24 protein-coding genes and 3 tRNA genes are annotated in these 25,315 nt (G+C 70.6%); 8 read left to right on the top strand and 19 right to left on the bottom strand.

Annotation, left to right across the window (positions count from 1 at the left end; genetic code table 11):
• Positions 1-2: 2 nt before the first annotated feature.
• On the bottom strand, positions 3-1,217 hold the full coding sequence (locus tag FLV34_RS20270) for an RNA polymerase sigma factor (protein ID WP_142646070.1): 1,215 nt from the start codon (positions 1,215-1,217) through the stop codon (positions 3-5).
• Complete coding sequence (locus tag FLV34_RS20275; protein WP_142646071.1) at positions 1,214-1,585, bottom strand: YciI family protein; 372 nt, start codon at positions 1,583-1,585, stop codon at positions 1,214-1,216. The genes FLV34_RS20270 and FLV34_RS20275 overlap by 4 nt, the downstream gene beginning before the upstream one ends.
• A gap of 149 nt (positions 1,586-1,734) precedes the next feature.
• Between FLV34_RS20275 and FLV34_RS20280 the strand changes: the two genes are divergently transcribed.
• The gene (locus FLV34_RS20280) at positions 1,735-3,306 is read left to right on the top strand and encodes an MFS transporter (RefSeq protein ID WP_147943796.1); all 1,572 of its coding nucleotides are present in this window, start codon (positions 1,735-1,737) and stop codon (positions 3,304-3,306) included.
• Here the strand turns inward: FLV34_RS20280 and FLV34_RS20285 are convergent.
• The 5 genes from FLV34_RS20285 to leuC form a co-directional block, all read right to left on the bottom strand.
• Complete coding sequence (locus FLV34_RS20285; protein ID WP_261985845.1) at positions 3,285-5,309, bottom strand: SpoIIE family protein phosphatase; 2,025 nt, start codon at positions 5,307-5,309, stop codon at positions 3,285-3,287. The two genes, FLV34_RS20280 and FLV34_RS20285, sit on opposite strands and share 22 nt — an antisense overlap.
• A 403-nt stretch (positions 5,310-5,712) precedes the next feature.
• Positions 5,713-6,009: an HU family DNA-binding protein gene (locus FLV34_RS20290; RefSeq protein WP_142562214.1), complete on the bottom strand. Its 297-nt coding sequence runs from the start codon at positions 6,007-6,009 to the stop codon at positions 5,713-5,715.
• A 53-nt stretch (positions 6,010-6,062) separates the two neighbouring features.
• Positions 6,063-6,323 carry a hypothetical protein gene (locus FLV34_RS20295; protein ID WP_147943798.1) on the bottom strand — a complete coding sequence of 87 codons (261 nt, stop codon included), beginning with the start codon at positions 6,321-6,323 and terminating at the stop codon, positions 6,063-6,065.
• Positions 6,302-6,889 (bottom strand): 3-isopropylmalate dehydratase small subunit, encoded by a 588-nt coding sequence (leuD, locus tag FLV34_RS20300; protein ID WP_142646074.1) that lies wholly within the window; start codon positions 6,887-6,889, stop codon positions 6,302-6,304. The genes FLV34_RS20295 and leuD overlap by 22 nt, the downstream gene beginning before the upstream one ends.
• 32 nt (positions 6,890-6,921) lie before the next feature.
• On the bottom strand, positions 6,922-8,307 hold the full coding sequence (leuC, locus tag FLV34_RS20305) for a 3-isopropylmalate dehydratase large subunit (RefSeq protein WP_147943799.1): 1,386 nt from the start codon (positions 8,305-8,307) through the stop codon (positions 6,922-6,924).
• A 140-nt stretch (positions 8,308-8,447) separates the two neighbouring features.
• On the opposite strand from leuC, the gene FLV34_RS20310 reads away from it, so the two are divergent.
• Both FLV34_RS20310 and FLV34_RS20315 read left to right on the top strand, forming a co-directional pair.
• A complete protein-coding gene (locus FLV34_RS20310) occupies positions 8,448-9,164 on the top strand; it encodes an IclR family transcriptional regulator (RefSeq protein ID WP_079312748.1) in 717 nt (238 codons plus the stop codon).
• A 259-nt stretch (positions 9,165-9,423) separates the two neighbouring features.
• Positions 9,424-11,025 carry a hypothetical protein gene (locus tag FLV34_RS20315; protein WP_261985846.1) on the top strand — a complete coding sequence of 534 codons (1,602 nt, stop codon included), beginning with the start codon at positions 9,424-9,426 and terminating at the stop codon, positions 11,023-11,025.
• Here FLV34_RS20315 and FLV34_RS20320 read toward each other — a convergent pair.
• A complete protein-coding gene (locus FLV34_RS20320; protein WP_147943801.1) occupies positions 11,003-11,497 on the bottom strand; it encodes a PaaI family thioesterase in 495 nt (164 codons plus the stop codon). The two genes, FLV34_RS20315 and FLV34_RS20320, sit on opposite strands and share 23 nt — an antisense overlap.
• A 77-nt stretch (positions 11,498-11,574) precedes the next feature.
• Here FLV34_RS20320 and FLV34_RS20325 point away from each other — a divergent pair, with 77 nt between their 5' ends.
• The gene (locus FLV34_RS20325; protein ID WP_142646083.1) at positions 11,575-12,297 is read left to right on the top strand and encodes an MgtC/SapB family protein; all 723 of its coding nucleotides are present in this window, start codon (positions 11,575-11,577) and stop codon (positions 12,295-12,297) included.
• Between the two features lie 31 nt (positions 12,298-12,328).
• Here FLV34_RS20325 and FLV34_RS20330 read toward each other — a convergent pair whose 3' ends face one another.
• The 4 genes from FLV34_RS20330 to FLV34_RS20345 form a co-directional block, all read right to left on the bottom strand.
• Positions 12,329-12,757, bottom strand: a complete 429-nt coding sequence (locus tag FLV34_RS20330) for an ester cyclase (protein ID WP_142646085.1) — start codon at positions 12,755-12,757, stop codon at positions 12,329-12,331.
• Between the two features lie 353 nt (positions 12,758-13,110).
• Positions 13,111-13,183 (bottom strand) — tRNA-Glu (locus FLV34_RS20335).
• A 13-nt stretch (positions 13,184-13,196) separates the two neighbouring features.
• A tRNA-Glu gene (locus FLV34_RS20340) sits at positions 13,197-13,269 on the bottom strand.
• 45 nt (positions 13,270-13,314) lie between these two features.
• Positions 13,315-13,386: transfer RNA gene (locus FLV34_RS20345), tRNA-Gln, on the bottom strand.
• Positions 13,387-13,634: 248 nt separating this feature from the next.
• Here FLV34_RS20345 and FLV34_RS20350 point away from each other — a divergent pair.
• Complete coding sequence (locus tag FLV34_RS20350) at positions 13,635-15,617, top strand: M3 family metallopeptidase (RefSeq protein WP_147943802.1); 1,983 nt, start codon at positions 13,635-13,637, stop codon at positions 15,615-15,617.
• Positions 15,618-15,632: 15 nt separating this feature from the next.
• Here FLV34_RS20350 and FLV34_RS20355 read toward each other — a convergent pair whose 3' ends face one another.
• Positions 15,633-16,172: a PadR family transcriptional regulator gene (locus FLV34_RS20355; protein WP_142646088.1), complete on the bottom strand. Its 540-nt coding sequence runs from the start codon at positions 16,170-16,172 to the stop codon at positions 15,633-15,635.
• Between the two features lie 72 nt (positions 16,173-16,244).
• On the opposite strand from FLV34_RS20355, the gene FLV34_RS20360 reads away from it, so the two are divergent.
• Positions 16,245-17,576: an MATE family efflux transporter gene (locus FLV34_RS20360; protein WP_187280675.1), complete on the top strand. Its 1,332-nt coding sequence runs from the start codon at positions 16,245-16,247 to the stop codon at positions 17,574-17,576.
• Here FLV34_RS20360 and gltX read toward each other — a convergent pair.
• Together gltX and FLV34_RS20370 are read right to left on the bottom strand one after the other, a co-directional pair.
• Positions 17,473-18,801, bottom strand: coding sequence for a glutamate--tRNA ligase (gene gltX / locus FLV34_RS20365; protein WP_205829978.1), 1,329 nt, complete (start codon positions 18,799-18,801; stop codon positions 17,473-17,475). The genes FLV34_RS20360 and gltX overlap by 104 nt on opposite strands.
• A 28-nt stretch (positions 18,802-18,829) precedes the next feature.
• The gene (locus tag FLV34_RS20370) at positions 18,830-19,600 is read right to left on the bottom strand and encodes a fumarylacetoacetate hydrolase family protein (RefSeq protein WP_142646094.1); all 771 of its coding nucleotides are present in this window, start codon (positions 19,598-19,600) and stop codon (positions 18,830-18,832) included.
• A 262-nt stretch (positions 19,601-19,862) separates the two neighbouring features.
• Between FLV34_RS20370 and FLV34_RS20375 the strand changes: the two genes are divergently transcribed.
• Positions 19,863-20,282 carry an antibiotic biosynthesis monooxygenase gene (locus FLV34_RS20375; RefSeq protein ID WP_222709563.1) on the top strand — a complete coding sequence of 140 codons (420 nt, stop codon included), beginning with the start codon at positions 19,863-19,865 and terminating at the stop codon, positions 20,280-20,282.
• Between the two features lie 210 nt (positions 20,283-20,492).
• On the opposite strand, the gene FLV34_RS20380 is transcribed toward FLV34_RS20375, so the two are convergent.
• Positions 20,493-21,140 (bottom strand): HD domain-containing protein, encoded by a 648-nt coding sequence (locus FLV34_RS20380; RefSeq protein WP_222709564.1) that lies wholly within the window; start codon positions 21,138-21,140, stop codon positions 20,493-20,495.
• Positions 21,141-21,331: 191 nt separating this feature from the next.
• Between FLV34_RS20380 and FLV34_RS20385 the strand changes: the two genes are divergently transcribed.
• Positions 21,332-23,002, top strand: coding sequence for a heparinase II/III family protein (locus FLV34_RS20385; protein ID WP_142646096.1), 1,671 nt, complete (start codon positions 21,332-21,334; stop codon positions 23,000-23,002).
• Positions 23,003-23,034: 32 nt separating this feature from the next.
• On the opposite strand, the gene FLV34_RS20390 is transcribed toward FLV34_RS20385, so the two are convergent.
• The 3 genes from FLV34_RS20390 to FLV34_RS20400 are packed head-to-tail and all read right to left on the bottom strand — an operon-like array spanning position 23,035 to position 25,205.
• A complete protein-coding gene (locus FLV34_RS20390; protein WP_168065704.1) occupies positions 23,035-23,703 on the bottom strand; it encodes a DivIVA domain-containing protein in 669 nt (222 codons plus the stop codon).
• Positions 23,700-24,821 (bottom strand): globin domain-containing protein, encoded by a 1,122-nt coding sequence (locus FLV34_RS20395; protein WP_142646100.1) that lies wholly within the window; start codon positions 24,819-24,821, stop codon positions 23,700-23,702. Before FLV34_RS20395 ends, FLV34_RS20390 begins: the two co-directional genes overlap by 4 nt.
• Positions 24,822-25,205: a group 1 truncated hemoglobin gene (locus FLV34_RS20400; protein WP_142646102.1), complete on the bottom strand. Its 384-nt coding sequence runs from the start codon at positions 25,203-25,205 to the stop codon at positions 24,822-24,824. It abuts the gene before it with no gap.
• Positions 25,206-25,315: the final 110 nt, after the last annotated feature.

A 25,315-nucleotide genomic window follows, 5' to 3' on the forward strand; every position in this document is an offset into this window, starting at 1 on the left:
GGCTACGGCCGCACCCGCCTGGCCCGGGACTCCAGGTAGCGCTGCTCGGCCATGCTGGCCGTGGCCTTCGCGGCGCGCCGGTAGTGCTCGTACGCCCCGGCCGTGTCGCCGGTCTTCTCCAGCAGATGCGCGCGCACGGACAGCAGCCGGTGGTGCCCGGCCATCCGCTCGTCCCCGTCCAGCGTGGACAGCAGGGCCAGCCCGGCCTTCGGGCCCTCGATCTCGGCGAGCGCGATCGCCCGGTTGAGGGTGACCATCGGGTTGGGTGCGATCCGCTCCAGGATCAGATAGAGGGCGTGCACCTGCGGCCAGTCGGTCTCCTCGGCCGTGGCCGCGTCGGCGTGCGTGGCGGCGATGGCGGCCTGCAGTTTGTAGGGCCCCAGCTCGGGGCCGGCCAGCGCAGCCTTGATCAGCTCGATGCCCTCGTCGATCAGCCCGCGATCCCATTTCGCGCGGTCCTGCTCGTCCAGCGGCACCAGGTCGCCGGACGGGGTCGTACGGGCCTCCCGGCGGGCGTGGGTCAGCAGCATCAGCGCGAGCAGCCCGGTCACCTCGCCGTCCTCGGGCAACTGGGCGTGCACCATCCGGGTCAGCCGGATCGCCTCGTGCGCGAGGTCGGCGCGGTGCAGTTCACTGCCCGATGAGGCGGTGTAGCCCTCGTTGAAGATCAGATAGAGCACGTGCAGGACGACGCGGAGCCGCTCGTGGAGCTCCGCGCCGCCCGGCATGGCGAACGTGCTGCCGGCGGCCTTGATGCGCTGCTTGGCCCGGCTGATCCTGGCCGCCATCGTGGCCTCCGGCACCAGGAACGCGCGGGCGATCTCGGCCGTGGTCAGGCCGCCGACCGCCCGCAGCGTCAGGGCGACCTGGGAGGCCGCGGTCAGCGTGGGATGGCAGCACAAGAAGAGCAGGACGAGCGTGTCGTCGGTGTCCGGCACGTCCTCCGGTGTCACCTCGACGGCCGCCGTCGCCGACTCCCGCTCACGGCGCGCGTGGTCGCTGCGCATCTGGTCGATTAACCGCCGGGACGCGACGGTCGACAGCCAGCCGCGGGGGTTGTCCGGCACCCCCTCGGCCGGCCACTGCACGGCGGCGGCGAGAACGGCCTCCTGCACGGCGTCCTCGCACCCCTCGAACCGGCCGTACCGCCGTACCAGCGCGCCGAGGACCTGCGGCGTGAGCTCACGTAACAGGTCCTCGATGACCGGTGCTGTCATGCCTCCAATTGTCCGTCGGCGAACATGACCTGCCGCACCTCGACGCCGAGACCCTCGATCGCGGTGTCCGGGATCTGCGCGGCCAGCTCGATCGCCCGCTCCTTGCTCTCGCAGTCGATCAGGTAGAAGCCGCCCAGATATTCCTTGGCCTCCAGGAAGGGGCCGTCGGTGACCACCGGCTGGCCGTCGCGTACGGACACCACCGCGGCCTGCGACGGGTCCACCAGCGCCTGCGTGGTGATCAGCTCCCCGGACCGCTTCAGTCCCTCGATGAACCTGCCGTGCCCCTCGCCGATCGCCGCCCGCTCCTCGTCGGTCAGCGCGTCGAGCACGGCCGGGTTGATGTGCAGGCTGATCAGGAACTTCATCTCGTTCTCCTCGTGGTTCGCGAGCCCCCTCGGGGCCCTTCCACCGGGTGGTCGGAGCCGGCTCCGCCGTCTTGACACGTACTCGCGTCAAAAAACTCCCGGCCGCTCCGACCGATCGGCGAGACGTCGAGAGAACAGGGAGTTTCGACATGCGAGTCAACCGGGCGTGGCTGGGACTGGTCGTCCTGGCGCTGCCGGCGCTGCTCGTCGCGATCGACGCGACGGCGCTGCTCCTCGCGCTGCCGCAGCTGAGCGCCGACCTGGGAGCCACCAGCGTCGAGCAGTTGTGGATCAGCGACAGCTACGGGTTCATGGTGGCCGGTCTGGTCATCACGATGGGCACGCTCGGCGACCGGATCGGCCGCCGGCGGCTGCTGCTGATCGGCGGAGCGGCGTTCCTGGTGCTGTCGGTCGCGGCGGCCTTCGCGGCCGATCCGCTGATGCTGATCGTCGCGCGTGCCCTGCTGGGCGTCGCCGGGGCGACCCTGGCACCGTCCACGCTCGCCCTGATCACCAGCATGTTCCGCGACGAACGGCAGCGGGGCAAGGCCATCGCGATCTGGGCGGCCTGCCAGTTCACCGGCGGCGCGCTCGGGCCCGTGCTCGCCGGGTTCCTGCTCCAGCACTTCTGGTGGGGATCGGTGTTCCTGGTCGCCGTGCCGGCGATGGCGTTGCTGCTGCTCGCCGGGCCGGTGCTGCTGCCGGAGTTCCGCAGCGACCAGGCCGGACGGCTCGACCCGGCCGGCGTCGTGCTGTCGCTCGCGGCGGTGCTCCTGACGGTCTTCGGGATCAAGCAACTGACCGTCGCGAGCGGCCCGGCCGTCCCGGCGGGCGCCCTCGTCGCGGGCGCGGGCTTGGGCTTCCTGTTCGTACGGCGGCAGTTGCGGGTGGAGGCGCCGCTGCTCGATCTGCGGCTGCTCCGCAACCGCCCCTTCACGGCCGTGCTCGTCGCGCTGGTCTTCGCCGGCGTGGCCATGGCCGGCACGGGCCTGATGGTGACCCAGTATCTGCAGGGCGTGCTGGGCCTCTCCCCGGCCGTGTCGGCGTTGCTGTTCGCGCCGATGGGCCTGGGCACGGCGGCCGGCACCATGGCGGCGCCGGCGCTGGCCCGCCGGGTGAGGCGGACGACCGCCATCGCCGGCGGACTGGCGGTGTCGGCGGTGGGCGGCCTGCTGCTGATCGGCGCCGGTGTCGGCGGCGCGGGTGCCCTGCCGCCGGTGGTGATCGGCATCACCGTGCTGGCGCTGGGCACGGGCCCGCTGTTCGCGCTGGGCACCGGGCTGGTCGTCGGGTCCGTGCCGCCGGAGCGCGCCGGCTCGGCGGCGTCGATGTCGGAGACCGGCAACTACTTCGGCGGTTCGCTCGGCCTCGCGCTGCTCGGCGTGGTGGCCTCGGTGGTCTACCGCGGCAGGATGGACGGCACGTCCGACTCGCTGGCCGGCGCGGTCGCCGCGAGCCGGCACCTTCCCGCCGCCGAGGGCGCGCACCTGCTGCACACCGCACGGGAGGCGTTCACGGCCGGCCTGCACGTCACCGGCCTGACAGCCGCGGTCGTCTTCGCCGGGCTGGCCATGCTGGTCCTGGCGATGCGTCCGGCGACCCGGACCGCCACGGCTCCGGTCCCCGGTCATAAGGCCGGTCACGAGGCCGGTCACGAGGCCGGTCACGAGGCCGGTCGTGAGCCCGGTCGTGAGGCCGGTTATGAGGTGACTCCCTCGTAGCCGCCTTCCATCGGCACCCGTAACGCGATCATGGCGACGTCGTCCTCCCCCGTCACCGGCATCCCGGTGAGCACCTGGTCGCAGAACCGGTCCAGCGGTTCGCGGGCGAGCGGCTCCGCGCACCGCCGCAGCCGTTCGAGCCCGTCGCCGATGTCCTCACCGCGCCGCTCGACGAGGCCGTCGGTGTAGAGCAGCAGCGTGCTGCGCGGTGGCAACGGTTCGACGGCGCTGATCCACGGCTGCTCGTAGCAGAGGCCGAGAAGCGGGTTGCCCGCTTCCCGGAGGAAGCGGGCCTCCCCCTCGCCGGTCACCAGCAACGGCGGCGGGTGGCCGGCCGCGGAGTAGGCCAGCCCCCAGAGGCCCTCCGCATCCCGTTCCACGCGGGTCAGGGCGCAGGTGACCGTGGTCTCGCCGTTCAGGGCCTCCATGGCGCTGTTCAGCCGCTGCAGGACCTCACCGGGGCACTCGTCACGATCGACGGCGAGCGCCCGCAGCATGTTGCGCACCTGGCTCATGCAGACTGCGGCGGCGAGGTCGTGCCCGGCCACGTCGCCGATCACCAGCTTGACCGCGCCACCGGGCAGCACGAACGCGTCGTACCAGTCTCCGCCGATCTCGGCGGCGGTCGGGCTCGGCTGGTAGCGCGCGGCGAGCTCCAGACCGGGGATATGCGGCGGCTCGGCCAGCAGACTGTGCTGCAGGGCCAGCGCCACCCGCTGGGTGCGCCGGAAGCGCAGAGCATTGCTGATGGCGTCGTGCGTGTGATCGAGGATCTGCCCCATCAGGTCGATGTCGGTCTGGCCGATCGGAGGCCGGTCCCCGCGGACGCAGGCCGTGACCACGGCCGCGACCTCGCCTTCGACCACGATCGGGAGGATGACAACGTTGTGCGCCTCGATCTCGGCGAGCCACCTGCTGATCGCCTCCGGGTAGAGGAACGGAGGACGTCCACGGGGGAAGGACATCTGGGCGGGGCGGCGCTGCCTCACCGCTCGCCGCAGCACCTCGGCGGAGTAGTGCTCCTGCAGCATCGGCAGCGTCGGTATTCCCTCACTTACGGCGCAGCCGAGGCGCTCGGCGACGATGACGTCCGTGTACGGAAGACCGCCGTTCGGCTCGCGAAGCAGATGGACGTCGCAGGTGTCGGCGAGCTCGGGCACGACCACGTCGGCGAGCGCCTGGCACATCTCCTCCAGGTTGGTGATGTCGCTCGCGGCGGCCGCGGCGCGCTCCAGCAGCCGGCGGCGGCGCTCCTCCTGCCACTCCTGCTCGACGTCGGTTGAGGTGCCCACCCACTCCACCACCGCGCCGTTCTCGCGCACCGGAACGGCCCGGAACCGGATGTGCCGGTAGACGCCGTCGCGGGTGCGGACGCGGTAGGTCGCCTCTTGGAGCGGGACCTCCTGCTCGGAGGCCTTGCCCCACCATTCCTCGGCGTACACGCGGTCTTCGGGGTGCAGGGCCTCCATCCAGCCGTGGCCGAAACTCTCCTCCGGTCTCTGTCCTGTCAGCCGCTGCCAGCCATGGCTCTCTCTGGACTCGCCGTGCGGGCCGGTCACCCACACCCCGTGCGCGCCCGCCCAGATGATGCTCTGGTAGCGGCGCCGGAGGCGGCGCAACTCCTTCTCCATGGCGTGCAGCCGCCGCGCGGTGGCGGCCTGTGCCGTGACCTCCTGGACCAGCGCCAGAAGTCCCCCCCCGCCATGCTGGAGGGGCACTCGGGAGAGGCTCACCCGGAAGAGACGCTCGTGCCGTCCGTCGCCGCCGTCCGCGGTCGTGGAGACGTCGTCGAGGCGCACCGTACGCCCCGTCGCCAGCGCCTTGTCGAACGCGGCGAGGGTGTCATGCCCCACGAGGTCGTCGAGAGCCTCCGACACCGGCGCCCCGATCGGCCGGTGCCCGAACATCGCCCGGAAGGCGTTGTTCGTATAGCGCAGCCGATGCTCGACCCCACCGGTCACCAGCACCGCGACCGGCGCCCGGTCGAACACGTCCAGCGGCACCCAGTTTGACTGGCGTTTTCGCGCTGCCGCCGTCTCAGACTTTTGACCGACTTGCACTGCTTCTTCCCCCGGTCTGACCGTGTGCACGCGATCGAGGGCACCCCCGCGTACCCGCCCTACGACTCGCCTACCTGAGATTACACACGTTTGCCCAGGTCAGAGAGGGAAGAAGGAAGGGTCCTCGTGCCACCGGCGCCACAGGGCCCTCATGCGGCAGCCTAAGCGGCAGGCGCCTCAGGGCACCTGTGCTGCTGTACGAAAAGCCGCGCCACAGCGCCCCCGCGCCGCAGTGCCCCCGCGCCACGGGGCCCTCACGCGGCGGCGGCATCGTCGGCGGGCCCCGGAAACGACGAACGGCGCCCGGGGGCTCCGAGCGCCGTCCACTGGTGCGGGGTGGGGCCGGCTACTTCTTCTTCGCAGCCTTGCCGCCCGCGTTGACCTGCTCCTTGAAATCTGCTCCGGGCCGGAACCTGGGTGCCCAGCTCTCCTCCACCTTGATCGGATCCCCGGTGGAGGGGTTGCGGGCGGTACGAGCCGGCTTGTGCACCATCTCGAAGGCGCCGAAGCCGGTGATCGAGACCTTGTCCCCGCTCGCGACAGCGCTCTGGATGGCGTCGAGGACGGCGTTGACGGCCTCGGTAGCCGTCTTCTTGTCGCCGACACGATCCGTGATCGCGTCGACGAGTTCTTTCTTGTTCATTTCGGTTTCCTCCCCCTTACGCGCTTGAAATTAGGGGACGAGGTCGCGGGACTTCAATCACCATGGGGCATGTTTCGCCTGCTCGGCGTGTCGAATGTGCCGTCCAGATAGGCGATGAAGGCGTCCAGCCGGGCGGCCGCATGGGCTATGTCCCGCTTTGCCACGTCACAGATAGCAAGCAGCCGTCGCGCCAGGCGGGCCTGCTCCTCCTGTGGTAAGGCTAACGCTCTGACGCGGCGATGCGCATCACGCAGTCGCCGCGCCAGCAGCTCATCTACGGTCTGAGGATCGTTCAGACGGTCGTCGGCAGCCATGGCTGCCGTCCATTCTCGTACTCCTCGATGGCGTCCGCGTGACGCAGGGTCAGCCCGATGTCGTCGAGGCCCTCCATCAGCCGCCAGCGGGTGTAGTCGTCGATCTCGAACGAGGCCACGATGTCGCCCGAGCGCACCTGGCGTTCCACCAGGTCGACGGTGATCTCCGTCTTCGGGTCGGCCTCGGCCGCGTCCTGCAGCCGCTTGACGACGTCCTCGGGCAGGACGACCGGCAGCAGGCCCATCTTCGTGGAGTTGTTGCGGAAGATGTCGCCGAACCGCGAGGCGATCACGACGCGGAAGCCGTACTGCTGGAGGGCCCAGACGGCGTGCTCGCGCGAGGAGCCGGTGCCGAAGTCGGGCCCGGACACCAGGATCGACGCGCCCTCGTACGCCGGGTCGTTCAGCACGAAGGACGGGTCCTCGCGCCAGGCGGCGAACAGGCCCTTCTCGAAGCCCGTACGGCTGACCTGCTTCAGCCAGACCGCCGGGATGATCTGGTCGGTGTCCACGTTGCTGCGGCGCAGCGGCACGGCCCGGCCGGTGTGGGTGGTGAAGGCATCCATGATGATCTCTTCCTGGGACTGGGGCGGGCGGGCTAGAGGTCGGCGGGGGCGGGCAGCCGGCCGGTCACCGCGGTCGCGGCCGCGACCTGCGGCGAGACCAGGGGGGTGCGCCCGCCCTTGCCCTGGCGGCCCTCGAAGTTGCGGTTGGAGGTCGAGGCGCTGCGCTCGCCCGGCTTCAGGGTGTCGGGGTTCATGCCCAGGCACATCGAGCAGCCGGCCTCGCGCCACTCGGCCCCGGCCGCCTTGAAGACCTCGTGGAGGCCCTCCTCCTCGGCGGCCTTCTTGACGCCCATGGAGCCCGGGACGATCAGCGTACGGGTGACGACCTTGCGGCCCCGCAGGATCTCGGCGGCGGCGCGCAGGTCCTCGATGCGGCCGTTGGTGCAGGAGCCGACGAAGACGGTGTCCACCTGGATGTCGCGCAGCGGCGTGCCCGCGGTCAGGCCCATGTACTCCAGCGCCCGCTCGGCGGCGGACCGCTCGACCGGGTCGGCGAACTGCTCGGGCGACGGCACCGTGGAGCCGAGCGGCGCGCCCTGGCCCGGGTTGGTGCCCCACGTGACGAACGGCGTGAGAGTCGCGGCGTCGATCTCCACGACCTTGTCGAACTCGGCGTCGTCGTCGGTGCGCAGCGTCTTCCAGTATTCGACGGCCCGGTCCCAGTCCTCGCCGGAGGGCGCGTGCGGACGGCCACGCAGGTATTCGAACGTGGTCTCGTCGGGGGCGATCAGGCCCGCCCGCGCGCCTGCCTCGATCGACATGTTGCAGACGGTCATGCGGCCCTCCATGGAGAGCTTGCGCACGGCCTCGCCGCGATACTCGACGATGTGGCCCTGGCCGCCGCCGGTGCCGATCTTCGCGATGATCGCGAGGATCAGGTCCTTGGCGGTCACGCCGACCGGCAGCTCGCCCTTGACCTCGATGGCCATCGTCTTGGGCCGGTAGGCGGGCAGCGTCTGGGTGGCCAGCACGTGCTCGACCTCGGAGGTGCCGATGCCGAACGCGATGGCGCCGAACGCCCCGTGGGTCGAGGTGTGGGAGTCGCCGCAGACGATCGTCATGCCGGGCTGGGTCAGTCCGAACTGCGGGCCGATGATGTGCACCACGCCCTGACCTGCGTCGCCCATCGGGTGCAGGCGGATGCCGAACTCCGCGGCGTTCTTGCGCAGCGTCTCGACCTGCGTGCGCGACACCGGGTCGGAGATCGGCCCGAGCACGGTCGGCACGTTGTGGTCCTCGGTGGCGATCGTGAGCTCGGGGCGACGCACGGTGCGGCCGGCCATGCGGAGGCCGTCGAACGCCTGCGGGCTGGTCACCTCGTGGATGAGGTGCAGGTCGATGTAGAGCAGGTCGGGTTCGCCCTCGGCACGCCGTACGACGTGCTGCTCCCAGACTTTCTCAGCCAGTGTGCGACCCATGGTTGTGACGCCTCCTCGCGTTCAGACCCCCGCGGTCGTGTCTCTCATGATGAGACGGAAATATCGGGATATGGACACTGTATCTGTTGTTTCCCAACATTGCGTTTGCATCTCGTATGGCGAGACGGCAGTATCGGGGTATGGACAACTCTAGCGGGGTCGGAGTACTCGACAAGGCGGTTCTCGTACTCAACGCCCTGGAGGCGGGCCCGGCTTCCCTGGCACAGCTCGTCCAGGCGACCGGCCTGGCAAGGCCGACGGCCCACCGGCTGGCCGTCGCGCTGGAGCACCACCGCATCGTCTCCCGCGACACGCAGGGCCGGTTCATCCTCGGCCCCCGCCTGTCGGAACTGTCCACAGCCGCGGGCGAGGACCGGCTGCTCGCCGTCGCCGGCCCGGTGCTCACCCAGCTTCGCGACCTGACCGGGGAGAGTGCTCAACTTTACCGGCGTCAGGGCGACGAGCGGGTCTGCGTGGCCGCCGCCGAGCGCGCCAGCGGGCTGCGCGACACGGTGCCGGTCGGCTCCGCCCTGCCCATGACCGCGGGTTCCGCCGCGCAGATCCTGCTCGCCTGGGAGGAGCCCGACCGGCTGCACCGCGGCCTTCGAGGGGCCAAGTTCACCGCCGCCACGCTCGCGAGCGTACGCAGGAGGGGCTGGGCCCACAGCGTCGGCGAGCGCGAGCAGGGCGTGGCGAGCGTCTCCGCGCCCATCCGCGGCGCCGGCGGCAAGGTGATCGCCGCGGTTTCCGTGTCCGGCCCCATCGAGCGGCTGACCCGTACGCCCGGCCGGATGCACGCCGCCCCCGTCGTCGCGGCCGCCGAGCGGATCACCGAAGCCATGCGCCGCGCGAACTGATCGGAGAGCGGTCCGGGCAGCCCCCGGCGCCCCCTCCCGCCGCTCTTGACCCCGTCGCGTCACCCGGAGCGGCGCCTCGCCGCATTGGTCGCCCCACCCGCCCTGGACACCGCTCCTTCCGGGCAAATCCTGGCGGTCGCGGCACTAGGCTGGCGGGGGGACAGACCGCATCGAGGCAGCCGCCGCTGAACTGCGTCCCCTGCTCCAAGAATTCATCCTCTGGGCGCCGGACAACGCACCCGGCAGCGACCCCGATCTCGTGGGCCCCGTCGCCCTGTGGCATCGGCTGATCGCCCGCAACGACGTCGGGCTGTGGAAGCGTGGAGACCTGCGCACGGTCCTGCTGGAGCGCATGCCCCAGGTCGTCGAGGACCCCGACGCCGCCGCGGACGGCATGATCACCGCCGTCCGGTCCTATCTGACGTTCCTGTCGTCCACCGGACGGCTCTCGCCGGGCTCGGCGTCCCTGGAGACCCTGCTCGCGGAGCTGGACGAGGTCGAGGACGACTTCGTGGACGCGATGGAGGACACCATCGCCGAGCGCGACTGGGACGAGGAGGAGGACGAGCTCGACGAGGACGAGGCCGACGAGGGCCTCGGCGACTTCGAGCCGTTCGCCGACGAGATCGGCGCCCTGCCCACGATCAGGCTGCGTCCCGACACCGAGCTGGCCGAGGCGGCCCGCGGGGTGACGCTCATCGCACAGGCCCGCGACCTGGCGCTGTGGGTCGGCACCGGGCGCAAGGTGGGCGAGGAGACGCTGCTCACCGAGTCCGAGGTGGACGAGGCGGTGCGCACGCTCGGCCTGCCCGACGCGCGCAACATCTGGAACCTGTGGAACCTCGCGATCGACCTGGAGTTCCTCGCCCCCGACGGCGACGACACGGTCAGCGTCGACTCCGACACCGCCGCCTGGCCCTTCGAGGACGACGACGACGTCCTGGACGCCTGGATGCTCGGCCTCCACTCTCTCGACTACGGCGACCCCGAGCTGGACGACGACGATCTCACGCTGGCCCTGTCGGGCCTGACCCGCGCGCTGCTGATCCGCGTGCTGCTGGCCGACGGCACGCGGCCGGTGTCCTCGCTGCGCGAGGAGCTGGCCGAGGCCGCGGCGGAGTACGACGACCTGGGCGCCGACGCCTGGGCCGCGGCCGGCGACCCGCTCGCCTCCGTGCTCGCCTGGCTGACCGGCTACGGCATGGTCACCGTCGAAGGCGACGCGGTGACCCTCACGCCGCTCGGCACCGAGGGCCTCGTCCACATGCTGGACGACGAGGACATCGAGATCGACGCCCGGCCCGCCATCGACGCCATGACCGCGCTCGACCTGCTGTCGTTCAGCGCCGACATGTCCGAGGAGGAGGCCGACGAGGAGTTCGCCGCCTGGCTCGCCCTGCGCGACCCGGAGCGGGCCGCCTCCGAGCTGCTCCAGGCCGCCGCCGAGGAGGAGGCCGACGCCCTCGTGCGGGTCCAGGCCGCCAGCCTGGTGGGCTCCCTGGGCGAGGCCGCCATCCCCGCCTGGCAGGAGGCGCTCAAGGAGCCCTCGCTGCGGCCGTACGCCGCGACGCACCTGACCCAGATGGACGTCGAGGACGCCCCGGAGCCGACCCAGGCGGACACCCACTGGCTGATCCTCGACATGTGGACGATCTCCGCCGGGCTCGGCAGGCCGGAGTTCGTGTCCAGCCTGCACGACATCGGCCCCGCGCAGACGCTCATCGGGCTGCTCGACGTGATCTGGAAGGTCCACCACCCTCACGTCGAGGAGCTGCTGGACCTCATCGGCGAGACCCACCCGGACAAGCAGGTGGTCAAGGCCGCCAAGCGGGCGCTGTTCAAGGCGCGGTCGGGAAGATAGCGCAGGTCGTCGTGCCGTGGGCGTACAGCTTGCCGTCGCCCACGGCCGTCAGCCGCGCCTCCGCGGTCGCGACCGTCCTGCCGACGTGCAGGGCGGTCGCCTCGCACCTCAGCGTTCCCGTGTGCGCGAAGGCGGGACGCACCATGTGGACGTTGAGCTGGGTGGTGGTGTAGCCCCGCCCGGCGGGCAGGCGGCTCATGACCGCGCAGCCCAGCGCCGAGTCGAGCAGCGTCGCGAAGTAGCCGCCGTGAATCGAGCCCAGCGGGTTGTACTGGTGCTCGCCCGTCTCCCCCTCGAAGACCGCGACCCCCGGCTCCACACGGACGAGGGTGAAGCCCAGCGTGCCGGCGATCGGGGGCGGCGGGAACCGCCCGGCGAGCAGCGCCCGCAGGAAGTCGATCCCGCTCATGTCGGCCGGAGGCGTGGTCGTCGGAGCCCACGTATGCGTACGCGTGTTCGCTGTCGTCGTCATGAGTCTAATTTTCGAACTCAGGGTTCCCGTAACGCAAATCGCGCACATCCCGAGGCGAGGAAACCTAGTCTTGTCGTGTGATAACGGCATCACTGAGCGCGGGTGGCGCCCCCGGCTGGCAACAGGGCGTCGATCTCGCCCTCGCGCTCGTGTTGTCGGCGGCGATCGGGCTGGAGCGGGAGATCCGGCAGAAGAGCGCCGGGTTGCGCACGCACACGCTCGTGGGGTTCGGCGCCGCGCTGTTCATGCTCGTGTCGAAGTACGGCTTCTCCGACATCCTCGGCGAGTCGGTGGTGCTCGATCCGTCCCGGGTCGCGGCCCAGATCGTCTCCGGCATCGGCTTCATCGGCGGCGGGCTGATCTTCGTACGCCGCGACGTGGTCAAGGGACTGACCACCGCCGCCGCCGTGTGGCTCACCGCCGCGGTCGGCATGGCCGCGGGGGCCGGCCTCTGGTGGCTCGCCGTCCTCGCCACGGTGGGGAACTTCGTCGTGATGCTGGGGCTCACCCCGCTGGCCGCCCGGCTCCCCCGCTCCAAGCACGCCCAGTCGCGGCTGCGCCTGTCGTACGCGGACGGACGGGGCGTGCTGCGCCAGGCCCTCGCCGAGTGCACGGGCCTGCGTTTCGTGGTCGACGAGCTGTCGCTGGAGCAGCCCGGCAGGAGCCACGACGCCGGCACGGTAACGGTCACCCTGCTGATCCGCGGCCCGGGCTCGATCGCGGACCTCACGAGCAAACTGGCCGAGATAGAGGGCGTGGTCGCCGTCGCCTGTGAGGACGCCAACGCCCAGCACTTCTAGCTCGCTTCCAGCCAGGTGGCCGGTCCGGTGGCTAGTCCGGTGGCGGCGGATAGAGCCCGAGCTGTGCGAGCAGCTCCAGTTGGTCGCAGTAGAACTGGTAGCCGATCACCAGCCCGTCCTCGACCGTGGCGATCTGGCAGGCACGCAGGTGGAATCGCCGCTCCGTCGCCTCGATCTCCTCACCGGTCGGCAACAGCAGCGGACCCTTGTGCGTGCCGGTCAGCGTCGACTCGTTGACCGCGCAGTCGCCGACGTCCAGCTGACGCCAGATCAGGTGGTGACAATCCGGAAAGGCGACGAAGAACCTCTCCAGGTATGACGCGACCTCCATGCGCCCGTCCGCCGTGCCCTCCGGGCCCACGATGGCGCCCCGTGGATGAAAAAGCAGCGCCGCGCCTTCGACGTCATGAGCGTCCAAGGCGCGCACCAGCCGGTCCAAGATCTCCCGCGCCGATGTCACCGTCCATCACCCCCCGCCCCGTCGCTTCCAGCGTAAGCGGCGGGTCTCGGAGGGTAACCCGGCGCAGCGGGCCATGAGCGGGGCGCGGCGTCCGTAACGGCGAAAACCCCGGCACGGGCAAGTGCCGAGGTTCTCGGTGGATGTAGCCCCCACCGGATTCGCGCCCGCGCAGCGGGCCATGAGCGGGGCGCGGCGTCCGTAACGGCGAAAACCCCGGCACGGGCAAGTGCCGAGGTTCTCGGTGGATGTAGCCCCCACCGGATTCGCGCCCGCGCAGCGGGCCATGAGCGGGGCGCGGCGTCCGTAACGGCGAAAACCCCGGCACGGGCAAGTGCCGAGGTTCTCGGTGGATGTAGCCCCGACCGGATTCGAACCGGCGCTACCGCCTTGAGAGGGCGGCGTCCTAGGCCACTAGACGACGGAGCCGAGTGCAGTGAAGTAGTCCCGAGCGGATTCGAACCGCCGTTACCGCCTTGAGAGGGCGGCGTCCTAGGCCACTAGACGACGGGACCTTGCACACTGCGCTGTTTCCAGCAGAATCCCTTGGGGGGATCCAGCTGGGGTACCAGGACTCGAACCTAGACTAACGGAGCCAGAATCCGTCGGGCTGCCAATTACCCCATACCCCATCTGCTCGCGGGGGCCTCGCGGCTCTCGCTTGCGACTCCGAAAGAATAGCCCAGCTTGCGACCCACTACCAAAACGATTGCGGCGCGCCTCGCGATCTCGTGATCCGATGCCCCGTACGCAGGGCCGATCCCCCGGAGGAAGGCCGGATCTTCGCTGGTGGAGAACGGCGGTCCTCCTGCGCGCGGGGCCGGATCCTCCTGTGCGAGGCTGGGGGAAACCGTCAGCACCACGTGAGGAGCCGCCAGCCATGACCTCGGCCGCGAACCCCTTCCTCAGCCCGAGCACCCTGCCCTATGGGCTGCCCCCCTTCCAGGAGATCAGGGAGGAGCACTACGCGCCGGCGTTCGAGCAGGGCATGGCCGAGCAGCTCGCGGAGGTCGAGGCGATCGCCGAGAACCCGGAGCCGCCTACCTTCGAGAACACGATCGAGGCGCTGGAGAGGTCCGGCGCCCTGCTCGAACGGGTCTCCGCGGTGTTCTTCAACCAGGCGTCCTCCGACACGACGCCGGGCGTCCAGGAGATCCAGAAGGACGTCACGCCGAAGCTCTCCAAGCACGCCGACGCGATCCACCTCAACGCCGGGCTCTTCGCCCGCATCCAGGCGGTCGAGGCGGCCGACGAGGAGCAGCGGTGGCTGCTGAAGCGCTACGTCACCGACTTCACCCGGGCGGGCGCCACGCTGGGCCCGCAGGACCAGGCCAGGCTCCGGGAGATCAACGAGCGGTTGTCGGCCCTGGGCACGACGTTCGAGCAGAACCTGCTCGCCGACACCAACGAGCGGGCGGTGGTGGTCGAGGACGTGGCCGAGCTCGACGGGCTGTCGCAGGACGCGATCCAGGCGCTCGCCGACCAGGCCAGGGAGCGCGGGCTGGACGGCAAGTATCTGATCACGCTGGTCCTGCCCACCGGGCAGCCCGCCCTGGCCGAGCTTACCAACCGGTCCCTGCGTGAGCGGATCCACCGCGCCTCGGTCGGGCGGGGCGCGGCGAACGCCGAGCTGATCAAGGAGATGGCGGTCCTGCGCCGGGAGCGCGCCCGGCTGCTGGGCTACGAGAACCACGCGGAGTACGTCCTGGCCGACCAGACGGCGGGCTCGACCCGTGCGGTCACCGAGATGCTCGACCGGCTCGTGCCGCCCGCCGTCGCCAACGCGCGCAAGGAGCAGGCCGACCTGGAGGAGATCGCCGGTCACCCGATCCAGCCGTGGGACTGGGCGTTCTACTCCGAGAAGGTGCGCAAGGCCCGCTACGACATCGACAGCCGGCTCATGCGGCCGTACTTCGAGCTGAACACCGTGCTGGAGAAGGGCGTCTTCAACGCGGCGTCGCGCCTGTACGGCGTCACCTTCCACGAGCGCACCGACCTGTACGGCTACCACCCCGACGTACGGGTCTTCGAGGTGCGCAACGAGGACGGCTCCCCGCTGGGCCTGTTCCTCGGCGACTTCCACGCCAGGGCCTCCAAGCGGGGCGGGGCGTGGATGAACAGTCTGGTGCGGCAGTCGGGCTTGGAGGGCACGAGGCCGGTCGTGGTCAACAACCTCAACATCGTCAAGGGCGAGCCGACCCTGATGACGTTCGACGAGGTCAACACGATGTTCCACGAGTTCGGGCACGCGCTGCACGGGTTGTTCTCCGACGTGCGCCACCCCCGGTTCTCGGGCACGGCGGTGCCGCGCGACTTCGTCGAGTACCCCTCCCAGGTGAACGAGATGTGGGCGACCCATCCGGAGATCCTGGCCGAGTACGCCCGGCACCACGAGACGGGCGAGCCGATGCCGCAGGACCTCGTCGACCGGATGCTGGAGACGCAGAAGTTCAACCAGGGCTTCGCCACGCTGGAGTACCTGGCCGCCACCCTGCTCGACTGGGCCTGGCACACGGCGTACGACGGCGAGGAGGACGTGGAGGAGTTCGAGCGGCGGGCGCGGCGGGAGGCCGGGGTGGACCTGCCGGCCGTCCCGCCGCGCTACCGCAGCACCTACTTCGCCCACATCTGGGCGGGCGGCTACAGCGCCGGCTACTACTCCTACATCTGGAGCGAGGTCCTCGACGCCGACACCGTCGAGTGGTTCAACGAGAACGGCGGGCTGCGCCGGGAGAACGGCGACACGTTCCGCCGGGCCCTGCTGTCCCGGGGCGGCAGCATCGACTCGATGACGGCGTTCCGCGACTTCCGGGGCCGCGCCCCGGAGATCACTCCCCTGCTCGACCGCCGCGGGCTGCTGTAAGGGCTCCGGTAGCGGTCACGTCCGGGTGAGGTCCGATATCGCCTGCCGGAGCCAGTCCTTCTCCGCGGCGGTCACGGCCCGGGCGACGAGCATCATGCCGCGGCGGAAGGGATCGGGCGTCTCCTCGGCCCTGAGGGGCTTTCCGCCGCGGTAGAAGAAGCTCGCCGGCGTCTCCAGGAAGGCGAGGCGCCGGCGCAGCACCCGCGCCTGATCCTCGGGATCGGGCAGCCGGGACAGGAACGCCAGCACGGTGAAGAACCTCGCCTGGTCGCTGATCTCGAGATCGGACGGCTCCCGCAGCCGCCTGAACAGCTCCTCCCGGCCCCGCTCGGTGATCGTGAGCACCTGACGCCGGGCGGCACCCGAGCCCTCCTCCTCGTGCCGCTCAAGGAGCCCCGCGGCCTCCATGCGGGCGATCGCCGGATAGAGCGCGCCGTCGCTGACCGGCCGGACATGCCCGCTCAGCTCGGCGATCCGCTGCTTGAGCTCATATCCGTGCATGGGCTCCTCGTCGAGGAATCCGAGGATCGTCAGCGCCAGGTCACCGCTTGCCACGGCGGCATCGTATCGTTATACCTCTATTCGATGTATCTCGATTCGATGTTCTCAGGATGCCGAGGTGAACGTATGCGCCTGATCAGGCTCGCCCTGCCCGTCTACGTCGAGCTGCTGACGGCCGTCGTGGCCGTCGGGCTGATCGACACGCTGTGGGTCTCCGGCCTCGGCAGCGAAGCCGTCGCGGCGGTCACGGTCGCCACCACGACCGAGAACCTGGCCCTGGGCGTGATCCTGTGCGTCGGGACCGGCACGACGGTCCTGGTCGGACGGCGCGACGGCCGTGCCCCGCTGGCCCCGGTCATCCGTACGGCCTGGCTGCTGCTGGGCGGCTTCGCCCTGGCCGTGGCGGTGCCCGGCGTGCTGCTGCGCGAGCCGATCGCCCGCCTGTTCACCGACGATCCCGTGACGGTGGGGCTGGCCGCGGGCTACTACGCGGTGGCGTTCGCCGGTATCCCGATCTTCTACGCGCAGAACCTCGTCGACGGCGTCTTCAAGGGACTCGGCGACACCCGGACGCCGATGCGGACCGCCCTGCTCTGCAACGTGCTCGTGATCGGCCTGGACCCGCTGCTGATCTACGGGCTCGGCCTGGGCGTGCGCGGAGCCGCGCTGGCCACCGTGGCGGCCCGTCTGGCCACTTTGGCCGTGTCCGCACTCCTGCTCGTACGGCGGCTGCGCGCGCGGACGGGGGCGGAGAAGGGCACGGTCAGCCGGTCGGACGCGGCGGCGATCCTGCGCACCGGGCTGCCCATGTCGGGCGACTTCCTCGCCCGCGCGCTCGTGGGCATGGCGCTGACCGGCATCGTCGGCCGGCACGGCGTGGCCGCGCTCGCCGGGTACGGCATCGGCCTGAAGATCATGATGGCCGGGGTGATGTCCTTCTACGCCCTCCGGCAGGCGGCGATGATCCACACCTCGCGGGCCGGCGAGGCGGACGGCCCGCCTCGTGGGCACGCCGCTCCCGTGGTGCGTTATGGCCTGGCCGCGGGGCTGGCCGCCTCGCTCGTGCTGAACGCGCTCGCCCCGGCGGCCGTGGGCCTGTTCACGGCCGACCCCGCGGTGGCCGCGGAGGCCGTGTGGTTCCTGCGCTGCATGCCGCTCTATCTCGTGCCCTTCGGCGGGCTGATCGCCGTCGGCGGCGTGCTGCAGGCCGGCGGGCGGGGCGCCGGCCTGCTCGCGGCCACGCTGGCGGGCTTCGCCGTCCAGTTGCCGCTGGCCTTCCTGCTCGGCGCCCGGATGGGCACCACGGGAGTCTGGCTGGCCATGGCCGCCGGCGCCGCGCTGTCGCTCGGCCTGGTCAGCCCAGCCTGGCGAGGGCCGCGCGCACCCGGGCGAGCGAGCGCTCGCGACCGAGCACCTCGATCGACTCGAACAGCGGCAGGCCCACGGTCCGGCCGGTGATCGCCACGCGGACGGGGGCCTGCGCCTTGCCGAGCTTGAGCCCGTGCGCGAGGCCGACCTCCTCCAGGGCGGTCTTGAGCGACTCGGGGTTCCAGTCGACCGTCTCCAGCCGCTCGGCGTACCCTGCCAGGATCTCGGCCGCGCCCGGCTTCATCGCCTTGTCCCAGGACGCCTGGTCGAAGACGGGCTCGTCGAGGAACAGGAAGTCGACGTTGGCGGTGACCTCCGACAGCACGGCGACCCGGGTCTGCACCAGGTCGGCCACGCGCTCGAACACCGAGCGGTCCCACGACGGGTCGAGCCACGGCTCGCAGCGGGCGACGAACACCTCGCGTGGCAGCGCCCGGATGTACTCGCCGTTGAAGGCCCGCAGCTTCTTCTCGTCGAAGAACGCCGGCGCCTGGTTCACGTCCTCCAGCCGGAACAGCGGCATCATCTCCGACCACGGCATGATCTCGCGGTCGTCGCCGGGCCCCCAGCCGAGCAGCATCAGGTAGTTGACCATCGCCTCGGGGAGGTAGCCCTCGTCGCGGTAGGACTCCAGGGCGACCTTGTCGCGGCGCTTGGACAGCTTCTGCCGCTTCTCGTTGACGATCACCGGCACGTGCGCCCAGATCGGCGGCTCGTGGCCGAGCGCCTCCCACAGGAGCTGCTGCTTGGGCGTGTTCGACAGGTGCTCCTCGGCCCGTACGACATGGCTGATGCGCATCTCCATGTCGTCCACGACGTTGGCGAGGATGAACAGCGGCGAGCCGTCCCCGCGGACGATGACGAAGTCCTCCATCGCCGAGTTGGGGAACTCCACCCGGCCGCGGACCTTGTCCTCCACCACGGTCACGCCCTCGTCGGGCGTACGGAACCGCACGGCGCCCTCGGTGAGACCACGGTCGCGACAGTAGCCGTCGTAGCCCTGGTGTTCCGAGCCGGTCCTGGCCTTCACGTCGTCACGCGTACAGGTGCAGTGGTAGGCCTTGCCCTCCTTGAGCAGCTTGGCCGCGGCGTCGCGGTGCTGCTGCTCGTAGGCGGACTGGAAGTAGGGCCCCTCGAAGTGCGGCGAGTCGCCGCTGATGCCGATCCAGGCGAGGGCCGAGATGATGCCCTCGGTCCATTCCGGCCGGTTGCGTGCCGCGTCCGTGTCCTCGATGCGCAGCACGAACGTGCCGCCGGACTGCTCGGCGATCGCCCAGTTGAACAGCGCCGAACGGGCGCCGCCGACGTGGAACATGCCGGTGGGCGAAGGGGCGAAGCGCACCCTAGTCACGTGAGATCACCCGGTTAGTGAGAGTTCCGATTCCTTCGATGGTCACGCCGACCTCGTCGCCCACGGACATCGGCCCCACCCCGGCGGGCGTGCCGGTCAGGATGACGTCGCCGGGCAGCAGGGTCATGACCGCGCTCACGTACGCGATGAGCGCGGGGATGTCGTGCAGCAGGAGGGAGGTGCGGGCGCTCTGCCTGACCTCGCCGTTGAGCGTCGTGGTGATCGCCAGGTCGGCCGGGTCGAGCTCGGTCTCGATCCAGGGACCGAGCGGGCAGAACGTGTCGAAGCCCTTGGCCCTGGTCCACTGGCCGTCCCTGGCCTGCAGGTCGCGTGCGGTCACGTCGTTGGCGCAGGTGTACCCGAAGATCACCTCGCTCGCGCGCTCGGCGGGGACGTCACGGCACAGCCGGCCGATCACCACGGCCAGCTCGCCCTCGTAGTCGACCCGCTCCGTCAGCTTCCCGGGGTAGGCGATCGCCTCCGACGGCCCGATCACGGTCGTGTTGGGCTTGAGGAACATCACCGGCTCGGCCGGAGGCTCGCCACCCATCTCCCTGGCATGGTCGGCGTAGTTCTTGCCGATAGCGATGATCTTGCTGGGCAGCATGGGGGCGATCAGGCGGACCTCGGCGACCGGGAACCGCTCGCCGGTGAACTCCACCCCGTGGAAGGGGTGCCCGCCGATGCGGGCGATGACCTGCCCGCCCTCTTCCACCACGCCGAAGGCGACCTGGTCGCCCATCGAGAACCTCGCAATACGCACGTCACGAGCCTAGTGCCGCGACCGCCAAGGTTTGCCAGAAGGAGCGGTGTCCGGAGTGGTGCATCGCAAGGCGGAGGAGGAGGCCACAGCGGAGCCGTGGGCGTCCGCACAACGCAGCGAGGTGCCGTTCTGGGCGGCGCGACGGGCGGCGCGACGAGCGACTCGACGGGCGAACACAGACGGGAGGGGCACGAAGTGGGGGACGCCGGGTGGGCGTACGTAAGGTGGTCACGTACGTTGTCGAGCGCTACGGGGAGTCGATGTGCCTTCGGTCGTGAAGATCAATGTGCTGACGGTGCCCGAGGAGATGCGGCGCGAGCTGGAGAAGCGGTTCGCCAACCGGGCCGGGATGGTGGAGTCGGCCGACGGGTTCGAGTGGTTCGAGCTGCTGCGGCCGGTGGAGGGCAGCGACCGCTACCTCGTCTACACCCGCTGGCGCAGCGAGGAGGACTTCCGGCGCTGGCAGGAGAGCCGGGCGTTCCAGGCGGGGCACGCGCAGGCCGCCGCCGAGGCCGGGGCGCAGGGCCACGGACACGGCCAGGCCCAGGCCCAGGCCCAGGCTCAGGGGCAGGGGCAGGCTCAGGGACATGGTCATGGTCACGGGCAGGGCCCGGCCGCGACCGGCTCCGAGCTGTGGACGTTCGAGGTCGTGGAGAGCACCGGTCCCAAGCAGGACGGCTGAGTCAGACCCGTCGGCGTCGCTGTCCGCGGCCCGGCCTGTCCGCGACGAGGACAGGCCGTGTGGGATGCGTGAATTCCTTGCCCCGGAACGCGGGGCCGCCGCTCGCGTGTCTCCATGCCGACCCTGCGGCCGACCCTGCGGCCGACCCTGCGGATGGCGTCCTGACCGAGACGGACCCGGACGCCCCGCCGGGCCGTCGTACGTACGGGTTCAGGCGTCGAGCGGGTGGGCGGCGATCCGGGCGGCGATGCCTCCCGTGACGGAGCGGTCCGCCGCGCAGCCCGGCTTGCGCCGCGACTGATCCTCGAAGGCGGCGAGGAACTCCGCGCCGAACCCGAGCCGGGGATGCCGCGCGAGCACGGCGGCCCGGGCGTCCTGCGGAAACTCCTCGGGCCGCCGTCCCGACACGTCCCACGACGTGGCCACCTGCAGCATGTGCGACTCCGGGTCGTCGGACGCGGCGACGTCGTCGCGCATGTGCACGACGATGATCTTCTCGGCCCGCGCGGCCCTCTCCGGCGACCATCCGGCGGCCGTGCCGAAGACCCAGGCGAGGCGTCCCCCCGCCTCCTCGAACGGCACCGTGTGGCTGTCGAAGGTCTCGGTGAGCCCGATGTCGTGAAGCAGGGAGGACACGTAGTAGAGCTCGTCGTCGAACTCGATCCCGTGCGCCCGGGCGTAGCCGGCGCCCCACACGTAGGCCCTGATCGAGTGGTTGAGCAGCGCGGGCGAGCAGAAGCGGGTGGCGACGGCGAGCGCGGCCGCGGCGGCGGGCGTCTCGGGGAACGCGTCTCGGAACGAGTCTCGGAACGCGTCTCGGAACGCGTCCGGGAACCTCTCTGGGAACGGAGCCGGCATGGCCTCATGCTGGCAGAGCGCGGAGACCGGGCGCGAGCAGCCGTACGGCCACGTGCCGCATGATTCGGGCCAGCCCGGCCCGAAGTGGCTTTTGTGAGCAGTTGTGCACTTGTAATCAGAGTGACTTGACCAGATCGCCAGAATTCGGACAGCATGAGCGGCTCCCAATTCGATCTCGGAAGGAATCCGGCGTGTTCCGCCGCCTCTCAGCCCTCTCTCTGGTGGCCGTCCTCCCGCTGACCGCGCTCGCCGTGGCCGCACCCGCCCAGGCGCGGGCGCCGCACCGCACCGCGGAGTGCCAGGGAGACTGGCTGCCCGCGACCCCCACCGCCGGCGACGTCATGAGCGGCAAGCTGTCCTTCCTCGGCCTGCCCGCGGTCACCGTCGGCAAGGACGTCAACTGGCACACGGACCCGTACAAGAACCGGTCCTGGCAGATGGTGTTCCAGTCGCTGCGGTGGATGGGCCGGCTCGTGGCCGACTACGAGACGACCGGAGAGGAGGACTACCTCAGCCGGGCCGAGGAGATCGCCAAGGACTGGGTCAAGGACAACCCGTACGGCGGGCGCACCACCAGCCCGTACGCCTGGGCCGAGCACCCGATCGCGCTGCGCGCCCCGGCCCTGGTGTGCCTGAGCAGGTATGTGAAGGCCGACTGGCTGACGAAGAGCCTGGCCCTGCACGCGAAGCTGCTGTCGGACCCCAAGAACTACGAGCTCGGCCACAACCACGGGCTCGACCAGGACATCGGCCTGCTGCGCATCGGCTGCCGCTACGGCAACGCGACGTGGAAGAACCTCGCCGTGAACCGCATGGTGAAGTCGATGAAGCTCGACATCGACGCGCAGGGCGCGCTGCGCGAGCAGGCGCCGCGTTACGCCATCTACGTGCACGACCGGCTCAGGGTGGCGGTCGACACGATCAAGGACTGCAAGATGAAGGTGCCCGCGGCGCTGGCCACCCGCTGGGAGAGCCTGCCGCGGCACATCAGCGCCGCCACCCAGCCCAACGGCTACATGGTGCCGATCGGCGACGGTCCCGCCGACGTCCAGCCGACCGCCTTCGAGCACGCCAGGTCCACCGTGCAGGTGTTCAACGCCGGCTACGTGTTCGGCCGTACGGCGTGGGACGACCCCAAGTCGGCCTACTACTCGATCCGCTTCGGGCCGGCGCTGAAGTTCCACGGCCACGAGGACCACATGGGCGTCACCTACTACGCCCAGGGCCGCTCGATCCTCACCGAGGCGGGCTTCGTCTCGTACGAGAACACGCCCTACCGGCGGTGGACGATGAGCCCCGAGGCGCACAACGTGCCGATCATCGTGGGCAGGAAGTTCCGCGGGCACACCCCCACGGCCCTGGTGTCGAAGTCCGTTCGCAAGGACCGGCAGGCGTTCACGTTCACCGACAAGGCGTACGGCGTGCCGCGCAAGCGGTCGGTGCTGGTGAACCACGGCGAGGACGTCATGGCGGTGCTCGACAGCGGCGGAGGCAAGCTCCAGAACCTGTGGCACCTCGATCCCAAGCTGAAGGTCGTGTCCGACTCGGGCGGGCAGGTAGTGGTGGGCGACGGCGACTGGAAGGCGTCGATCGTCCAGCTCGCGATGCCGTCGTGCAAGCCCGTCGGCGGCCAGCGGGTGGTGCGCGGGCAGACCTCGCCCTACCAGGGCTGGGTCTCGCCGAGCTACATGCACAAGGAGCCGGCTCCGGTGATCGTCTCGCCCGTGGCCACGTCGCTGCTGACCGTGGTGGTGCCCGGAACCGACCGGCCGGAGGTCAGCTGCTCAGGACGCACTCTGATCGTTCACACCCCGGCCGGTTCGGTCACGCTGCACGCGAGCTCTGCCGGCACGCTGTCGTAGACCTCCTCCCCCGACAGGAGGGCGGCGGGCGGTTATCCGTACACCGAGGGTGACGGGGAGCCGCCCGCCAGAGGACCGGCCGCCAGTTGCTTGGCCTGCTCGGGCACGTGGCCGAGCTTGTCGACCTCCTGTGCCAGCCCCTCGAGGACCGCCCGCAACTGCACCTGCGTGACGTCGGCGAACGTGCGCAGGTAGGCGATCCGGCGCTCCAGCTCCTCGGCCTCGGCGCTCTGCAGCCCGTTGCCCGACGCGCGGTAGGCGCCGACCGCCTGGTTGGCGGCCTCCTCGGCCTGCCGCTGCGCCTCCATCAGGAGTTCCTCGTACTGCCGGCGGGCCTGGCTCACGATGCGCCGCGCGTAGTCCTCCGCCTCCGCGATCTGCGCGTCGGCGGTCTGCTGGGCGCGGGACAGGATGTTGATGGCGTCGACGTTCGGGGTCTGGGACACGGCGGCCTGCTCCGGGTTCATGCCGTGTTCCTTGTACCACTGCTTCATGCGGTCGATGTACGCCCGCAGGTCGGCCTTCTCCTTGTCGCTGGCCGCCATGTCCTCCGCGACGCGGTAGAGGAACGCGCGCACCTCGTCCTCGCTGTAGCCGCGGCGCCCGAGCGAGGTGCGCGTGAACTCCTGCTTGCGCACCCGATCCGGGGTGAGCGGCTGGCGCTCCCCCGTCGGGTTGCCCCAAGGCGTCTCTGCCGTCATGACTCCCGACCCTTGTCGCTCGTGAACTCGTCGAAGTGGATCTGCTCGGTCGGCACGCCGGCGTCCAGCAGCCGTCCGACGGTGGCCTGTGCCATCTCCTCCGAGCCGCAGACGTAGACGTGCTGGCCACGCCATCCCTGCAGCGCGACGTCCACGGCGTAGCCGCGGTTGCCCCGATAGAAGGGGTCATGGGAGACGACCGGCACGACGTTGAGCCAGGGGTGCTCGGCGGCCATCTTGGCCATCGCCTCGTAGTCGTACAGTTCCCTGGAGTTCCGGGCGCCGATCACGAGGTCCACCCTGCGCGTCGGGCCCTCGTAGGCGATCTGCTCCACGAGCGCCTTGAGCGGCGCGAGGCCGGTGCCACCCGCGATCATCAGCAGGTCGCCCTGGACGTCCGCGGGGAGCGTCAGCCGTTCGCCCACCGCCGCGCCCACGCGCAGCACCTCGCCCCGCCGCGCGCCCATGACGAGCGCCGAGCTGAGCACGCCGCCGTCGACCATGCGTACGTGCAGGTCGATGGTGTTGTCCTGGCGGGGCGCGTTGGCGAAGGAGTAGAAGCGCCACACGCGCGGCCGCATGGCGTAGGAGATCGACGCCGACTGGCCCGGGCGGAAGGGGTACTGGTAGTTCAGCCGCGCGCGGATGACGGCGATGCCGAGGGTGCGCGTCTCGTGGCTGATGATCTCCGCCTCCCACCAGGGCGGGGAGACCTTCGACGACTCGTTCGCCGCGTCGACCATCACCTGGGCGACCAGGTTGTACGCCTGCGTCCAGTCGTGCGCGAGAGTGGGCGTCCACCGGTCGCCCAGGAAGTGCTCCAGCGTGGCGAGCAGCGCCTGGCCGACGGCCGGGTAGTGGGTGGCGGTCACCCCGAACTTCCGGTGGTCGCGGCCGAGCTGCTGCAGGAACGGGACGACTTCCTCCACCCGGTCGACGTTGCTGACGACGCGGCCCAGGGCGCCCACGAGCTTGTCACGCTGACGCGCCATCGACACCGGGAACATGTCCCGTACGTCCGGGTTCATCAGGAAAAGAATCGAGTAGAAGTACAGCGGCACCTGGTCGCCCGATCGGGAAACAAGGTGCCAGCTGTCCTTGAGAGCCTGCGTGTCCACTCAGTCGGCCGTTTCCGCGGGCTCGGCGACGATGGACGACTTCACCTTGCCGAGGACGAGGCCGACGTCGCGCAGGATGTCCTCGCCGACGCCGCCGCCCTGCAGCACCGCGACCAGGTGCTCGCCGACCTTGTCGTAGTGCTCCGACGTGATGCCCATGCCGGCGTGGGCCTCGCCCAGGTCACGGCCCTCGTACGGCTCGGGCCCGCCGAGGACGGAGCACAGCAGCATGACCATGTGCCGCTTCAGCCTGGGCATGTCGATGCCGGTGAAGTACGGCTTCAGATCGTCGTCGCCGAGCACGCGATCATAGAAACGCTCGACGACCTCGCGCACCACAGGTGCGCCGCCGATCTGGTCATAGTAAGACGGCGAGGTGATCACAGACCCTCCCACAGGGCCCAAGCGTTCTCGGCTGGTGAGATGGGCGCAGCCCTGGGACGGACGGGTAGTTGAGGGCGCCCCGGTGCGGAGATGACAAACGCGACCCCTCA

This window comes from Microbispora sp. CSR-4 (assembly GCF_008033685.1).
In the GTDB taxonomy this organism is placed as follows: Bacteria; Actinomycetota; Actinomycetes; order Streptosporangiales; family Streptosporangiaceae; genus Microbispora.

Excerpts from the sequence above, each read along its gene's own strand:
- FLV34_RS20270 (WP_142646070.1), bottom strand. The coding sequence starts at position 1,217 with ATGACAGCACCGGTCATCGAGGACCTGTTACGTGAGCTCACGCCGCAG.
- FLV34_RS20275 (WP_142646071.1), bottom strand. The coding sequence starts at position 1,585 with ATGAAGTTCCTGATCAGCCTGCACATCAACCCGGCCGTGCTCGACGCG.
- FLV34_RS20280 (WP_147943796.1), top strand. The coding sequence starts at position 1,735 with ATGCGAGTCAACCGGGCGTGGCTGGGACTGGTCGTCCTGGCGCTGCCG.
- FLV34_RS20290 (WP_142562214.1), bottom strand. The coding sequence starts at position 6,009 with ATGAACAAGAAAGAACTCGTCGACGCGATCACGGATCGTGTCGGCGAC.
- FLV34_RS20295 (WP_147943798.1), bottom strand. The coding sequence starts at position 6,323 with ATGGCTGCCGACGACCGTCTGAACGATCCTCAGACCGTAGATGAGCTG.
- leuD (WP_142646074.1), bottom strand. The coding sequence starts at position 6,889 with ATGGATGCCTTCACCACCCACACCGGCCGGGCCGTGCCGCTGCGCCGC.
- leuC (WP_147943799.1), bottom strand. The coding sequence starts at position 8,307 with ATGGGTCGCACACTGGCTGAGAAAGTCTGGGAGCAGCACGTCGTACGG.
- FLV34_RS20310 (WP_079312748.1), top strand. The coding sequence starts at position 8,448 with ATGGACAACTCTAGCGGGGTCGGAGTACTCGACAAGGCGGTTCTCGTA.
- FLV34_RS20320 (WP_147943801.1), bottom strand. The coding sequence starts at position 11,497 with ATGACGACGACAGCGAACACGCGTACGCATACGTGGGCTCCGACGACC.
- FLV34_RS20350 (WP_147943802.1), top strand. The coding sequence starts at position 13,635 with ATGACCTCGGCCGCGAACCCCTTCCTCAGCCCGAGCACCCTGCCCTAT.
- FLV34_RS20360 (WP_187280675.1), top strand. The coding sequence starts at position 16,245 with ATGCGCCTGATCAGGCTCGCCCTGCCCGTCTACGTCGAGCTGCTGACG.
- gltX (WP_205829978.1), bottom strand. The coding sequence starts at position 18,801 with ATGTTCCACGTCGGCGGCGCCCGTTCGGCGCTGTTCAACTGGGCGATC.
- FLV34_RS20380 (WP_222709564.1), bottom strand. The coding sequence starts at position 21,140 with ATGCCGGCTCCGTTCCCAGAGAGGTTCCCGGACGCGTTCCGAGACGCG.
- FLV34_RS20390 (WP_168065704.1), bottom strand. The coding sequence starts at position 23,703 with ATGACGGCAGAGACGCCTTGGGGCAACCCGACGGGGGAGCGCCAGCCG.